The sequence below is a fragment of the Neobacillus sp. S1115 genome, from assembly GCF_055385565.1.
Map to the genome: position 1 here is coordinate 4,927,280 of NZ_AP038275.1, position 14,065 is coordinate 4,941,344.

Annotated in this window: 13 protein-coding genes and 1 pseudogene; 1 reads left to right on the plus strand and 13 read right to left on the minus strand. The window is 40.6% G+C overall.

What is annotated here, in order from left to right; genetic code table 11:
• Nucleotides 1-86 precede the first annotated feature (86 nt).
• From ACZ5B7_RS24125 to sppA, 7 genes are all read right to left on the minus strand, one after another.
• Nucleotides 87-1,280, minus strand: coding sequence for an acetate kinase (locus tag ACZ5B7_RS24125; RefSeq protein ID WP_464491243.1), 1,194 nt, complete (start codon nucleotides 1,278-1,280; stop codon nucleotides 87-89).
• Between the two features lie 785 nt (nucleotides 1,281-2,065).
• Complete coding sequence (locus tag ACZ5B7_RS24130) at nucleotides 2,066-3,049, minus strand: class I SAM-dependent methyltransferase (RefSeq protein ID WP_464491244.1); 984 nt, start codon at nucleotides 3,047-3,049, stop codon at nucleotides 2,066-2,068.
• Nucleotides 3,050-3,101: 52 nt separating this feature from the next.
• Nucleotides 3,102-3,602: a thiol peroxidase gene (gene tpx / locus ACZ5B7_RS24135; protein WP_213119901.1), complete on the minus strand. Its 501-nt coding sequence runs from the start codon at nucleotides 3,600-3,602 to the stop codon at nucleotides 3,102-3,104.
• A gap of 401 nt (nucleotides 3,603-4,003) precedes the next feature.
• Nucleotides 4,004-4,483: a GerW family sporulation protein gene (gene ytfJ / locus ACZ5B7_RS24140; RefSeq protein WP_213144604.1), complete on the minus strand. Its 480-nt coding sequence runs from the start codon at nucleotides 4,481-4,483 to the stop codon at nucleotides 4,004-4,006.
• A 17-nt stretch (nucleotides 4,484-4,500) separates the two neighbouring features.
• On the minus strand, nucleotides 4,501-5,196 hold the full coding sequence (locus tag ACZ5B7_RS24145; RefSeq protein ID WP_464491245.1) for a DUF2953 domain-containing protein: 696 nt from the start codon (nucleotides 5,194-5,196) through the stop codon (nucleotides 4,501-4,503).
• 70 nt (nucleotides 5,197-5,266) lie between these two features.
• The gene (locus tag ACZ5B7_RS24150) at nucleotides 5,267-5,704 is read right to left on the minus strand and encodes an RDD family protein (RefSeq protein ID WP_464491246.1); all 438 of its coding nucleotides are present in this window, start codon (nucleotides 5,702-5,704) and stop codon (nucleotides 5,267-5,269) included.
• A gap of 11 nt (nucleotides 5,705-5,715) precedes the next feature.
• Nucleotides 5,716-6,726, minus strand: a complete 1,011-nt coding sequence (gene sppA / locus ACZ5B7_RS24155) for a signal peptide peptidase SppA (protein WP_464491247.1) — start codon at nucleotides 6,724-6,726, stop codon at nucleotides 5,716-5,718.
• Between the two features lie 156 nt (nucleotides 6,727-6,882).
• On the opposite strand from sppA, the gene ACZ5B7_RS24160 reads away from it, so the two are divergent.
• Nucleotides 6,883-7,683 carry an NAD kinase gene (locus ACZ5B7_RS24160; protein ID WP_464491248.1) on the plus strand — a complete coding sequence of 267 codons (801 nt, stop codon included), beginning with the start codon at nucleotides 6,883-6,885 and terminating at the stop codon, nucleotides 7,681-7,683.
• 173 nt (nucleotides 7,684-7,856) lie between these two features.
• Here the strand turns inward: ACZ5B7_RS24160 and ACZ5B7_RS24165 are convergent.
• The 6 genes and pseudogenes from ACZ5B7_RS24165 to ACZ5B7_RS24190 all read right to left on the minus strand — a co-directional run.
• Nucleotides 7,857-8,078, minus strand: a pseudogene (locus ACZ5B7_RS24165) (hypothetical protein); the annotation flags it as partial.
• Nucleotides 8,079-8,482: 404 nt separating this feature from the next.
• Nucleotides 8,483-9,406 (minus strand): EamA family transporter RarD, encoded by a 924-nt coding sequence (gene rarD, locus ACZ5B7_RS24170; protein ID WP_464491249.1) that lies wholly within the window; start codon nucleotides 9,404-9,406, stop codon nucleotides 8,483-8,485.
• A 146-nt stretch (nucleotides 9,407-9,552) separates the two neighbouring features.
• Nucleotides 9,553-11,139, minus strand: coding sequence for an acyl-CoA synthetase MbcS (gene mbcS, locus ACZ5B7_RS24175; protein ID WP_464491250.1), 1,587 nt, complete (start codon nucleotides 11,137-11,139; stop codon nucleotides 9,553-9,555).
• A gap of 137 nt (nucleotides 11,140-11,276) precedes the next feature.
• On the minus strand, nucleotides 11,277-11,480 hold the full coding sequence (locus ACZ5B7_RS24180; protein WP_423799313.1) for a small, acid-soluble spore protein, alpha/beta type: 204 nt from the start codon (nucleotides 11,478-11,480) through the stop codon (nucleotides 11,277-11,279).
• A gap of 97 nt (nucleotides 11,481-11,577) precedes the next feature.
• Nucleotides 11,578-12,786 carry a tRNA uracil 4-sulfurtransferase ThiI gene (gene thiI, locus ACZ5B7_RS24185; protein ID WP_464491251.1) on the minus strand — a complete coding sequence of 403 codons (1,209 nt, stop codon included), beginning with the start codon at nucleotides 12,784-12,786 and terminating at the stop codon, nucleotides 11,578-11,580.
• Nucleotides 12,783-13,928 carry a cysteine desulfurase family protein gene (locus ACZ5B7_RS24190; protein ID WP_464491252.1) on the minus strand — a complete coding sequence of 382 codons (1,146 nt, stop codon included), beginning with the start codon at nucleotides 13,926-13,928 and terminating at the stop codon, nucleotides 12,783-12,785. The genes thiI and ACZ5B7_RS24190 overlap by 4 nt, the downstream gene beginning before the upstream one ends.
• Nucleotides 13,929-14,065: the final 137 nt, after the last annotated feature.

Below are 14,065 nucleotides of genomic sequence, written 5' to 3' on the forward strand. Positions count from 1 at the left end.
AAGCCTTTTTTATTCAGTATATCATATTAAAATTCAATGATAAAAAGGCAAAAGCCGCATTATTTTAGCCTTTGCCTTTTTATGAATTAATGAGATGCTGCTAAGCGCTGCACGTCCCTAGCTATCATTACTTCTTCGTTAGTTGGGATGACCAATACTTTAACCGGTGAATGCGGATAGTTGATAAACGCTTCTTTGCCTCTTACCTTGTTAAGAGCAGGGTCCCAGTAAACTCCCATAAACTCCAGACCTTTTAAAACATTTTCACGAATTACATCGCTATTTTCTCCGATACCCGCTGTAAAAATAATCGCATCGACACCGTACATACGGGCTGCATAGGAGCCTAGGTATTTATGAATTCGATTTGAAAACACGTTCAACGCAAGCTTCGCCCGTTCATTTCCTTGCTTTGCCTCGATTTCTATATCGCGTAGGTCACTTGAAAAACCGGACACTGCCAGCATCCCACTCTTTTTATTTAAAACATCCAATACTTCTTCAGCCGTTTTCCCTGTTTTCTCCATGATATATGGAATAAGAGCAGGGTCAATATTTCCTGAGCGGGTCCCCATCGTAACACCGGCAAGCGGTGTAAAGCCCATGGAGGTATCAATCGACTTACCTCCTTGAATGGCTGTAATACTTGCCCCATTTCCCAAGTGGCAGGAAATTAACCGCAGTTGTTCGATCGGACGGCCTAATAATTCAGCAGCCCGCTGTGAAACATATTTATGGCTGGTTCCATGGAACCCATACTTACGGATGCCATATTTTTTGTAATATTCATATGGCAGACTATAAAGGTAAGAGCTCGCAGGCATGGTTTGGTGAAATGCGGTATCAAACACCGCCACTGCCGGAACATTTGGAAGCGCCTGTTTAAATGCCTTAATTCCGGTAACATTCGCCGGATTGTGTAATGGAGCGAGCTCCGATAATGCTTCTATTTTATTTAATATCTCGTCTGTAATGATAACAGAATCGTTAAATTCTTCTCCTCCATGGACGACGCGATGGCCAATTCCCTCGATTTCGTTTAAGGATTGGATAATACCAAGTGATGTCAGTTTATCTAACAGCATTTTAACTGCTACTTCATGATTTGGAATATCAAGTGTCTCTTGAATTTTTTCACCGTTAGCAGTGATATTGAAAATGGAATCATTCAATCCGATTCGTTCAATTAACCCTTTTGTAATGACTTCCTCTCCCGGCATTTCAAATAATTGAAATTTTAAAGAGGAACTACCTGCATTAATTGCGATTATTTTTGCCATTTGCTAAACGCTCCTTTTTTAAACCGATCTATATACATATACCCACTTTTATTTTGTGCAAACCGTTCTTGTTTTTCTCCCTCAATTTCACATTTAAACACTGAAGAACATACATTTCAAGGTCAATTTCAAGTGGCAGCGTTTTCGGCAAATAATAATTATATTCCCATTTTTCTTAAAACATTATTAATATAAGGCTTCTCAACAAGTCTGTTGATTGGCGCTCCAGGCACTTCGCTTTCCGCGGGCGTGCCGGGAAGCCTCCTCGTCGCAGCGCTCCTGCGGGGTCTCCCCTGCCCCGTACTCCCGCAGGAGTCTTCGTGCCTTCCGCGCCAATCAACAGGTGTATAAATAAAGACTTCAACTCACAATGTTGAAGCAATTATATTCTTGCCAGAAGAGCAATGAAGGACAAAATCGATGGAATCCAAGTGGGAAATGTCCCTCTCATATATCATAAATGAACGACAAATTCTAGCGACTTAATTAGTCTGGTTGGAAAAAGAAAATGTGTGTTGCAATAAATAGGTTGTTTTCCTCCCTGTTGATTGGAGCGGAGGGCACTCGACTCCTGCGGGATATAGAGGTCACTGGAGACCCCGCAGGCGCCATAGCGCCGAGGAGGCTCCAGGACCTCCCCGCGGAAAGCGAGTGACCGGAGCGGAAATCAACAGGCCCCATTGTAGAAATTATCAATTAATAAAAAATCCGTAATTTAGATTTAAACAAAATAAAAAATGCCGAGAAAAATACCCTTTCTCGACAATCTGAGGTGACTTTTAACGTCACCCTTTGTTTTCCTGGAACCATTTTTCGATATTCACTAAAATTTTATCCATTTCCTGACGATTGGATAGACTTGGAAGGTTGACAAGCAACGCCTGTTTTGGCGGCTTTATTTCCTCGCCTTTTTTCTGCACAATCAAAATGCTTTTCGCGGAATTTTTATCACGGAACATGCTGTTCGGCAGCTGCATAAGCCCTTGAATGATTACCTCTTCCTTTAAATACTCATGGAGTTGTCCAGCGTGGGGGCTCTCAAAAAGAACATTAGGGATAAGGAAGAATAAATAGCCCCCCGGTTTCGTATGGCGGACGCTTTGCTCAATAAACAAATGATGCGAATAGGAATGACCCTCTTTCGCTTGTAGCTGGTAATCTGCTGCACGAATATCATTTGGATAAAATCCAATCGGCAAATCCGCCACTACAGCATCAACTGATTCAATAAATAATGGTTCAAGGCTATCCTGATTAAAGAACTGGACAGGATTTTCTTGTAAATTTGCATTTACATAAGCAAGCTTTATTAAAAGATCATCAATCTCTACCCCAACAGCCGCAATTTCTTTATGAACATGGTTTAGTATCGTCATTAATAAATTCCCGGTACCAACTGCAGGGTCAAGCAAACGGAAGGATGGTTTTTTAATAAAACGCTCAACCAAATACGCAATGAGCATCCCAACGGAATCAGGAGTCATTTGATGGTTGGGCTGAACATTTTCTTTCATGCCTTTTAAAATAACCAGCTGAAATGCCTTACGAATATCCTCATTTGAGTATTTCTCCAAATCTATCTCTTCATATTGCTTTTTCAGTCTTTTTAGCGTTAATTCACTTAGTTCTTCCTGAAGGATAGACGCTTGGAAAAGATTCTCGCCGGTCTCAGCTAAAGCTTCCAAAAAAGAACAATCCAATTCTTCCTGTAAGACTAAAGCTGTTTCATTAAACATTGTAAACAATTTTTCAGTTGAAGAAATATTCATATTACACCTCACGATAAAAGGCCCCGCTGCCGCGGAGGCCTTCATTTAATTATTACTTAGCGCTTTTTGCTGCTTCAAGAGCCGCTTCGTAATTTGGATGATTCGTAGCTTCGCTTACATACTCAACATATGTTACTGTATCGCTTGAATCTACCACAAATACAGCACGAGTTAATAATCTTAAGCCTTCGATTGCTACTCCGTAAGCTTCTCCAAAAGAAAGGTCACGGTGATCAGATAAGGTTTGGACATTTTCGATGCCAGCTGCTGCACACCAGCGTTTTTGAGCAAATGGAAGGTCCACGCTTACAGTTAAAATTTTAACATTACCTAAACTGTTTGCTTCTTCGTTAAAGCGGCGTGTTTCTGCATCACAAACCCCAGTATCCAATGATGGAACGGAAGTAATTAAACGAACCTGCCCCTTGGTGTTGTCTAAAGTAACTTCTGATAAGTCATTGGCAAGTACTGTGAAATTAGGAGCTTTGTCTCCTACTTTTACCTCATTGCCTAATAGAGTAACCGGATTTCCCTTAAATGTAACATTTGCCATCTTTACATCCTCCTTTGTCAGTTCAAGTAAATCAGGCACTAAAACCTGCTCACTTGGAATATGTACAGAGTAAATATATCCTTTCAATACTATTTTTGCAATTATTAAGACTTTTAGAAAGAACACATTTTTAGAGCCTCCATCAGAACAAAAGCGCAAGCGCCCTGCTCAGCGGCGTATGGCCTGGAGCTCTCCAACTGAGATAAAGGAAACACGAAGAGCGCTAGCGATTCGATGTTGACTTATCGTAGGGAGGAGAGCGAAGGACACTAGCCGCTAGGGCGCTGGAGCTGGACGTGTCTATCTTAGTGACAAGTTATCCACAATGATCCAATCTATAATTTCTAGACCATGAAAAAAGTTAACCTTCCTAAAGTGGTTTGGAAGATTAACCTTTCAACTTATATATCAAAATCATGTTTTGCCTGGTTGTTTTGATATTGCGGGCTGCTCTGCTGTTTTGCTTCATCTTTTTTCGCGAACATCTGCTGAATCTTGTCAACTGCCTGAGGGGCAAGCTCTAGGATTTTCTCATATAAGTGTGTGCTTTCGTCTAAATGAAGCATCTTAACCCCTTGTGAATTGACAATTAAAAAGGCAATTGGGGTAATCGATACACCGGCACCACTACCGCCGCCAAATGGAAGCTTTATCCCGCCCTGGCTTTGGCCCCCTTGACCGCCTTGTCCTTGGCCTTGTGATGTATCCATTTTGAACTCGCTGCCTCCCGCTGCAAATCCAAAGCCTACCCTGGAAACAGTCAGGATGACACTTCCATCCGGAGTTTCCACAGGATCTCCGATGATGGTGTTTACATCAATCATTTCCTTTAAGCTTTCCATCGCTGTCGTCATTAAACCTTGAATTGGATGATCAGACATAGCAGTCTCCTCCTCTTTCAAATTGAATTGGTTCTATCATTTGAAAAATTAGATTTGTTTTTGAAAGGCGGTTTTCCCCCCTTCCAAAATTTAATCAGTTTTAATCCTGCCAAAATAGCATACCCGATTCGAAACTGAAAAATACATTGAAAATAAGTTTGGACTACGCTTCCTTGAAACTGCGGAGTTATGCTTAATTTTGGCGTTGTTTTTAGGTTTAAATATTGACTGAGAACCCCGATAACCGATCCTTTCAACGTCCAAAGAGCTCCTGTCAAAATAGCTGTATGTGCTGCATCACCTATACCAATCATAGTCTGCCATTCAAATTCTTTAATACTTATTTTTCGTAAAAATTTCCTGATAATAATTTGGAGTCCATTTACTTTTTTTAAGAGATCCTGGGTACGTTTCCAGTAGGACTTCACGTCTTTATTTGTAATTTGGGTCAAATTCGGTTTGGAACTTTCGGCCTTTCCTGTTTCTGTGCTGCTTTTAACAACAATGCTCGGGGAATCTTCATCTACCTTGATTAATGGGATGCTTTTCTTATACCTAATAAGTCCAAACCAGATCCTAAACTCTACCTTTAAATCATCATTATCATTGTGATGGAAATAAGTCAGCAGAATCGTCAGTTTAGTGAAAAGGATGAGAATAAATAAGAGCAAAAGAATTATCAGGGATGCCAACAGCCAGATCAAAGTTTTCACAACCTTTCAACGTGCTATTATTTCCCATAGAAAAAAAAATAAACCTGCCGAATTGAATCGGCAGGCTGTATTATGATTCAGTATGAATAACGGTCGTATCAGTAAAAAGGTCATGCAAACCTTGTTTTTTAGGTAAAAAGGCGACGATTATATAGCCGATAACGATCGTGGCAGAAATAAAGCGGCCAATCCATTCCCTAAACAAAACTGTTCCCCATGTAAGCCTTTCCTGATCAAGGTTTATGACTTTCAGTCCAAATACCATTTTTCCGAGCGTTTGGTTAAAAAACTTGGTCATCAATACAAAATATAAGTAAAAGATCACAGCTGATGAGATAGAAACAGGTGAAAACATATTAAATTCAGATAAAGATATATCAAATAAGCGGAAAAGAGGATTAATTAATATTCGCTCTATACTGCCTACAACGATCAAGTCGAGCAGAAATGCCCAAAAGCGCATCCAAAAACCTGCGTATCGAACAGGCCTTACTTCATTCGTGTCCATCTGCTTTCCCCCTATTCCGCATATAAATACATGAGACGCGGTGAATTTGGTTTGGAAAGGATTTTCATCAAACCGGCCATTTCCGCACTGTCGCCTAGCCATTTTTGTGCTTGAAATTGAAACATGGAGGCAAAGCCAAGGTCATCCGTATAACGGACTACTTTTGCACCTTTTAGCTTTTCATTTTTCTTCATTTCCGAAATAACATCATCTAAGTATCCAAACCCATCAATCAGCTTCAATTCCTTCGCCTGATGTCCGTCGTAAACACGGCCATCAGCAATCTGTTTAACCTGGTCGATCGTCATCCCCCTGCCATCTGAAATGACTTTAACAAATCCGTCATAAGAGTTATCAATCATCTTTTGTAGGATTTGCCGCTCTTCCTCGGTCATTTCTCTTGTCGGACTCATAATATCCTTATACTTACCGCTCTTTATCGTGACAAAATCAACGCCGTATTTATCTGCCAGCCCCTTATAATTGATTCCTTCCATGATTACCCCAAGGCTCCCTGTCAAAGTCTCAGGACTCGCATAGATCTTCTTAGCAGCGGTTGAAATATAATAGCCTCCTGAAGCGGCCATGGAGCCCATTGAAATATATACCGGCTTTTTCGTTTCTTTCTGGATTTCCTTTAGCTTATCGTGAATTTCCGCACTTTCAACGACCCCGCCACCTGGGGAGTTAACCCTGATAATGACCCCCTTGACGGAATCATCCTCTTTAATATGGTTCAGTTTTTTCATAAAGCCCTGATGATTATAGCCAGAGCTTTGCAAGAGCGAGCCCGTTTCTCCTGTATCCTGAATGACCCCATCTACATCGAGGATGACTATTTTTTTTAATTCGCTTCCATCATCCACAACTTCTTCCGTAAAGGGTTCTTCCCCTGCGGCCATCAATTCACTAAAATCTGTTTTGATACCTTTAAAAGCAAATGCTGATAAAAAGTTAATTAGAATTGAAAAAATAAATAATGCCGCAGCAATTCCAAGTGCGGCCCAGCGTTTACCACTCATAAATATCCCCCTTTTTAACGATTCTGTTAAATTTCCCTAGCTGTTCTCATATTGTTTCAAAAAAATGCTAAACTAATTTGAGATTACTATTATTTTATCAAAATTTGGATTTTAACAGGACTATAATACTTTAATTTTTTCCAGGAGGTCTAATATATGCCAGAAAGGCAAATGATTTATTATGATTATAAACACGATAACGATACCCTCATTAAAGCCGCCCCTCTTTTTGAAGCCACTGAACGCTATGGTTTTACGATTGTCGATGATTATCGTAAAGCAAATATCATTGCTAGTATCGGGGATGACGGGGCTTTTCTTCAGGCCGTCAGAAAAACCGGTTTTCGGGAAGATTGCCTATATATGGGGATATCCACAAAAAACAATTTAAATATGTATTGTGATTTTCGTATTGGCGAAACCTCAAATATGATTAATGCCATGCTGAAAGAACAGTTGGAGGTCCGCCGCTACCCGCTTATCGACGTTTCTGTAGATGGGAAAGGAACTTTTACGTGTCTCAACGAATTCAGCATCCGCTCGTCCATTATTAAAACTCTTGTCATTGATGTTCTTGTGGATGATGTGCATTTCGAAACCTTCCGTGGGGATGGGCTGATTGTTGCGACACCAACGGGAAGCACTGCCTATAATAAGTCAGTGCGGGGTGCGGTCGTTGATCCGCTTCTCTCCTGCATGCAGGTAAGCGAGGTTGCTTCAATTAACAACAACAATTACCGGACACTTGGCGCATCGTTTATTTTGAGCGGAGAAAGGGCGCTTACACTTAAAGTTGTTTCAGAGGAAAATGATTACCCGACCATGGGGATGGATAATGAAGCACTTAGCATTCGCCATGTTGATAAAATCAAAATTCAATTAAGTGATAAAAAATTAAAAACGCTAAAATTAAAGGACAACTCCTTCTTTGAAAAGGTAAAAAGGACGTTTTTATAATTTTTTGATTGTCTCTGCTAAAGGGCCTGTTGATTTCCGCTCCGGGCACTCGCTTTCCGCGGGGAGGTCCTGGAGCCTCCTCGGCGCTTTGGCGCCTGCGGGGTCTCCAGTGACCTCTCTATCCCGCTGGAGTCGAGTGCCCTCCGCTCCAATCAACAGGGAGGCAAATCAACCTAAGTATTGCAACATACAATTTCCATCATTGATAAACGTGTTGCTATCTTTTTCATGTTTTGGCAGGCTACAGTATGCAGAGTCCGTTCTCTATCATTATTTATCCCCGTAACAACAATATGAAGACAATGCAGCTCTTTTAAATCTGCGAAGCTTCGCTCAATTTTTTTCTTTCTAAATTTATAAAGCATTCTTTCCAAGATAGATAAGCGATTTAACTTTTAACTTTTCTTTTTGGCATTAATATTAAATTCACCAGTTATTTTTTATTTTTTTGTTGAGGTGAAGTTCTTTATTGATTCCACCTGTTGATTGGCGCGGAAGGCACGAAGACTCCTTCGGGAGTACGGGGCAGGGGAGACCCCGCAGGAGCGATAGCTCTTAGGAGGCTCCCCGGCACGCCCGCGGAAAGCGAAGTGCCTCCTCCTAAAAGCTAACGCTTTCAGGCGTGCGATGCCTATGCTGCCGAAGCTTTCCTTGTGGAGCGCCAATCAACAGACTTGTTGAAAAGCCTTTTACGATTATAACGAACTAAAGTGGTGAATCACTAAAGAAAATGGATAAAATAAAAGGCTATCGATAGTTTCTCGACAGCCTAAGAGGCTGAAAGTCAGCCGCCTTTTTGTTATACCGCTCTTTTTTTCCATTTAAATTCTTTTCCCGGTAGTAGCTTTGTTTTGGATAGGGAGTAGATGGTTAATGCTGACCAAATGAAGATGAAGGATAGCAATTGCACTTTTGAAAAATGTTCATTATATACAAAAATCCCTAAAAGTAAGGTGAGTGTCGGTGCAATATATTGCAAAAAGCCAAGTAATGATAATGGAATTTTTTGCGCTCCCTTTGCAAAATATAAAAGAGGTACTGCTGTTGCGACACCTGCCCCTATTAAGAGCAAATCCGTGCCAATTCCTTTATGCAAAAACGCCATGGACCCGTTGATAAACAAATATCCTATATAAATAACTGCAAGCGGTGTAACCACTAGTGTCTCTAAAGTCAATCCGACGGATGATTCAACGTTAACAAGCTTTTTTACAAGCCCGTATAATCCAAACGTCAGCGCCAAAACAATGGCAACCCACGGGAATGTGCCATGGGAAATGCTGATGATTAACACGCCAATGGCTGCCAGCCCAAAGGATATAAATTGATAAAATGATAGCTTTTCTTTCAGGACAATCATTCCCAATAAAATACTGACCAGTGGATTAATATAATATCCAAGGCTTGTTTCAATCATATGGCCATTATTGACCGCCCAAATGAAAGTAAACCAGTTTACACTTATTAACAAGGACGCCAATATTAATGCGTACATTTGTTTTTTATTTTTCGCGAAGCCTCTTAAAGTCTCTGTAAATAGTCCCATTTTCCTCGTGAAAATAAGTATAAAAAGCATTAAAACAAACGACCAAACAACACGGCTGGCAAGGATTTCTTCCGCTTGCACATTCCCTAAAAGTTTCCAATATATTGGCAGCAATCCCCAAAGCAAATAGGAAACAGCGGCATAAATAACCCCTTGCTGCGTTTCATTCTTATTCATTAATTCCGCATCCCCAATTCTTTCTATTCTCGAAATACTCCTTATTATAACTTGAAACAGCAATGATTGGGGATTTTTCTGCCTGACAAATTTTTCATTCTATTCTTAAAGGCACGCGGTTTACCGTGTGCCTTTAAGAAACCATTTTATAGATTTTTGGCTGATTCCAATTCCTTTTGACGCAGCTCGATTCTTCGTATTTTTCCAGAAGTGGTCTTTGGTAGTTCTGGGATATACTCTATTTTTCTTGGATACTTATATGGCGCTGTCAGCGTTTTGACATGCTCCTGAAGGGTTTTCGTCAATTCAGGGTCAGCTTGGTTCACATTCTCTGTTAGAACAACAAAGGCTTTAACGATATTTCCACGGACTTCATCTGGACTTGCCACAACCGCACATTCTTTGACAAACGGGTGCTTAACAAGGGCATCCTCCACTTCGAATGGTCCAATCGTATAGCCGGAGCTGATAATGATATCATCGCCTCGTCCTTCAAACCAGAAATAGCCGTCTTCATCCATTTTTGCTTTATCTCCGGTGACATAATAATCACCGCGGAATTGCATGGCTGTTCTTTCAGGATCTTTATAGTAGTTTTTAAACAGGGCAGGGGTTTCGACGTGTACAGCAATATCGCCTACTTCACCAACGCTGCAAACTTGACCTTCTTCATTAATGATTTCAACGCGATTGCCAGGCGTTGGTTTGCCCATGGAACCTGGTTTCAACTCCATACCTTTTGTAACTCCAACAAGCAATGTATTTTCTGTTTGACCATAGCCATCTCGAACATCCAAATGGAAATATTTACGGAATGTATCAATAACCTCACGATTTAGTGGTTCGCCAGCCGATACAGCACTATGAAGATTTGGCAGCTGATAGTCAGCTAAATTATCGACCTTCGCCATTAAACGATATTCGGTTGGTGTACAGCATAATACATTGACGTCATATTTCTGAAGAAGGCTTAAATATTTTTGCGGCTCAAATTTGCCGTTGTAAACGAATCCTGTTGCCCCTGACCCTAATACCGACAGGAACGGACTCCAAATCCACTTTTGCCACCCAGGGCCGGCAGTCGCCCAAACCGTATCGCTTTTTTCAATGCAAAGCCACTTGGCTGCTGCTGTCCTAAGGTGAGCAAAAGCCCATCCATGCGTGTGAACAACCCCTTTAGGGTTGCCTGTTGTACCCGATGTATAGGATAAGAAAGCCATGTCATCACGGTTGGTTTCCGCAAGAAGAAATACATCTGATGCTTCTTTCATTTCAGCATCCAATCGTTTCCACCCTTCCACGTCGGCCCCGATTGTGAACTTGACTAGTTTTTGTACTTCTGCAATGTCTTTAAATTGGTCGACATATGGATAATAGCTAATGAGTGCTTTTACATCACCATGGGTAATACGGTACTGAAGGTCCTTCTCCCTTAGCATTTCCGAGCTTGGGATTACAACCATACCTGCTTTTAATGCAGCCAGATAGACAACGTATGCCTCAATCAGCCGCGGGACTATGACAAGAACTACATCGCCTTTTTGTAACCCATTCTGGGCAAAGACATTGCAGGCTTGATTTACTTGCTTCATTAAATTTTCATATGTAATTTCTTTTGTTTCACCTGATTCATTTTCCCATTTAAGGGCTAATTTGTGTGGGTCCTTCGCAAACTGCTCAACCTCGGCAACAAGATTGTATTTTTCCGGTGCAATTAAATCTTCCCGCTTCATTAATATCCCCTCCACTTGGTAACAATGTATTATATTTGATGTTATTACCTAGTCCTAATTATACGCCCTTTTCTGAAAAATAAAAAGAGAGAGCGAGAAAAAATCCCGCTCTCTGTAGCCATCATATTCTTTTTTAATTAACGAGCAAATCCGCCGCCTAATTGTGATTCAGCCATAGCTACTAGACGTTTAGTGATTTCACCACCAACAGATCCGTTAGCGCGTGAAGTAGTGTCTGCACCAAGGTTTACGCCAAATTCTTGAGCAATTTCATATTTCATTGCATCAAGAGCTTGCTGAGCACCATTTACTAGTAATTGGTTAGAGTTGTTGTTAGCCATCTATACTCACCTCCTTGTGAGTATAGAATGTGTAGAACACTAAAGCTTCATGCAAAATTAGAATTGGTAAATGTTCACAAAATATACTTAAATACGTTTAAAATAATTCACTGAATTCCGAATGAGTCTCACTGTCAGGTTTTATTAAAAGCGTTTCAACTTCCTGTACAGCCTCTTGAATTAATGGGTCAAAATCGAAATAACTTTCGTATTGATTCACTTTTTCTCTTTTTGGCTTTGTTTTCGGTGATGCTGGCACAAAAATAGTACAGCAATCTTCATACGGCCGATTGGAAATTTCAAGTGTATCAATTTCACTCGCGATTTTAATAATATCCGTTTTGTCCATTGAAATCAAGGGACGTAAAATCGGTGTATTTGTCACTTCATTAATCGCATACATGCTCTCAAGTGTTTGGCTGGCAACCTGGCCAAGGCTTTCGCCGGTAACAATTGCCAACCCCTCTTGTTTTATGCGGATTTCATCCGTAATGCGGAGCATCATTCTTCTTGTTGAAGTCATCGTATAATTTTCAGGCACCTGTTCGCGGATGGCCTGCTGAACATCGGTAAATGGCACAATATGAAGCTTTAATGTGCCGCCTGCCATCTCGGCCAGTTTTTTTGAAAGGTCAATAACTTTTTCTTTTGCACGTTCACTAGTAAACGGTGGACTGAAAAAATGAACTGCTTCAATTTCCAGGCCACGCTTCATTGCCATATATCCCGCTACCGGGCTGTCAATTCCTCCGGAAAGCATCAACATGGCTTTACCGCTTGATTCTGAAGGAAGTCCCCCCGCTCCTTTTATCGTTTCGCAGGACAAATAAACGGCCTCTTTACGTACCTCTACCCGTAAATTAATATCGGGATTTCGAACATCCACCTTAATCCCAGGTATGTTTGTTAATAAATGGCCGCCTATAGCATTATTAATTTCATCTGTATTCAGATCAAAGGTTTTATCTGATCTTTTAGCTGTTACCTTAAAGGTTTTCCCCTCTTTATAGAGAGACTTTACTAATGTTAAAGACACTTCTTTAATGGACTCCATTTCCCTCTCGACCTTTATGGCCGGGCTGAAGGACTGAATCCCAAATATATTCTTTAATTTTTTGATGATTTCTATCCCGTTTTCTCCATTTAATAGAACATACATCCGATCGCGGCTAGCTTCAATTTTGATATTTGGAAACGGGGTCAGGGCAATTCTCACACTTTTTCTAAGTTTATCAACAAACTTATTGCGATTTCTTCCCTTTGTAGATATTTCCCCGTAGCGGATTAATATACGGTCATAATTCATTTATTCATTACCCTTCCTAAATGTTTTACTGTTTCCTCTATCGCTAAGATCGCCTTCCTTGCTTCTTCTTCTGTATTGTCAAAGGAAAGGCTGATTCTTATTGCACTTTCAGCAAGGCCTTCAGGCACTCCCATTTGAAGCAAAGTATTGCTAGGGGCCTTCTTTTTTGAAGAGCATGCACTCGTGGTCGATACAAAAATGTTTTTCTGCTCAAGTGCATGAATGAACACTTCTGATTTGATCCCTTTTAAAGAAAAATTTAAAATATGCGGTGCTGAGTTTTCTATCGGAGTATTGATTTGAATCTGTTCCATTTCATTTAACTTATTTCTTAACAGGTTTTTAAGCTTAACCATGCTCTCCATTGCTTCAGCACTTTTATCCAGTGTCATCCTGAGTGCTTTGGCCATTGCAACTGCACCGGCAACATTTTCCGTACCACTGCGGATTTTCCGTTCCTGATTTCCTCCGGAAAAAAGCGGTGCTATCCTGACCCCCTCACGAATAAAAAGGGCACCTGTCCCCTTTAATCCATGGATTTTATGAGCCGATATGGATAATAAATCTATCCTGCTTTCATATATGTTTATAGGAACCTTGCCAATTCCCTGGACCGCATCAACGTGGAATATAACGGATGGGTAGCTTTTTAACATGTCCCCTATTTCGTTAATGGGCTGAATTGTACCAACCTCATTATTGACCTTCATGATAGAAACCAAAATAGTATCTTTTCTAATCGAGCTTTTTACATCGTCAACAGATACACGCCCATCCTTATCAACAGGGAGGCGGGTTATTTCAAAGCCTTCCTGCTCAAGCTGCTCCATTACAGTTAGAACAGATGGATGCTCCACACTTGATGTAATCAGGTGGCGCCCCCTGTTTCGGTTACCTAAAGCTGCCCCTTTAATGGCAAGGTTATTGCTCTCTGTACCACCCGAGGTAAAATATAATTCAATCGTTTTAACCCCAATGAGCTTGGCTGTTTGTTCTCTTGCCTGGGAAAGAAGCTTTTCTGCCTGTCCCCCGAAACTGTGCAATGAAGAGGGATTCCCAAAATATTCACTCGAAACAGTTAGAAATGAGTTCAATACTTCCTTATATGGTTTAGTTGTTGCACTATTATCAAAATAAATCATGGTTTACAACCTTCCTTTAACACCTCTGCCGAAATAAATCTTACCATAAATTATTATCTTGAAAAAGCAAATAAAAAATTGCTGATTGGCGAGTCCGATAGGATGAAGACAGAAGCGTAGTTGAATTTATACTTTCT

Coding starts and splice junctions, on each gene's coding strand:
- ACZ5B7_RS24150 (WP_464491246.1), bottom strand. CDS start 5,704: ATGGACACGAATGAAGTAAGGCCTGTTCGATACGCAGGTTTTTGGATG.
- ytfJ (WP_213144604.1), bottom strand. CDS start 4,483: ATGTCTGATCATCCAATTCAAGGTTTAATGACGACAGCGATGGAAAGC.
- ACZ5B7_RS24160 (WP_464491248.1), top strand. CDS start 6,883: ATGCCAGAAAGGCAAATGATTTATTATGATTATAAACACGATAACGAT.
- ACZ5B7_RS24130 (WP_464491244.1), bottom strand. CDS start 3,049: ATGAATATTTCTTCAACTGAAAAATTGTTTACAATGTTTAATGAAACA.
- rarD (WP_464491249.1), bottom strand. CDS start 9,406: ATGAATAAGAATGAAACGCAGCAAGGGGTTATTTATGCCGCTGTTTCC.
- sppA (WP_464491247.1), bottom strand. CDS start 6,726: ATGAGTGGTAAACGCTGGGCCGCACTTGGAATTGCTGCGGCATTATTT.
- tpx (WP_213119901.1), bottom strand. CDS start 3,602: ATGGCAAATGTTACATTTAAGGGAAATCCGGTTACTCTATTAGGCAAT.
- ACZ5B7_RS24190 (WP_464491252.1), bottom strand. CDS start 13,928: ATGATTTATTTTGATAATAGTGCAACAACTAAACCATATAAGGAAGTA.
- mbcS (WP_464491250.1), bottom strand. CDS start 11,139: ATGAAGCGGGAAGATTTAATTGCACCGGAAAAATACAATCTTGTTGCC.
- ACZ5B7_RS24125 (WP_464491243.1), bottom strand. CDS start 1,280: ATGGCAAAAATAATCGCAATTAATGCAGGTAGTTCCTCTTTAAAATTT.
- thiI (WP_464491251.1), bottom strand. CDS start 12,786: ATGAATTATGACCGTATATTAATCCGCTACGGGGAAATATCTACAAAG.
- ACZ5B7_RS24180 (WP_423799313.1), bottom strand. CDS start 11,480: ATGGCTAACAACAACTCTAACCAATTACTAGTAAATGGTGCTCAGCAA.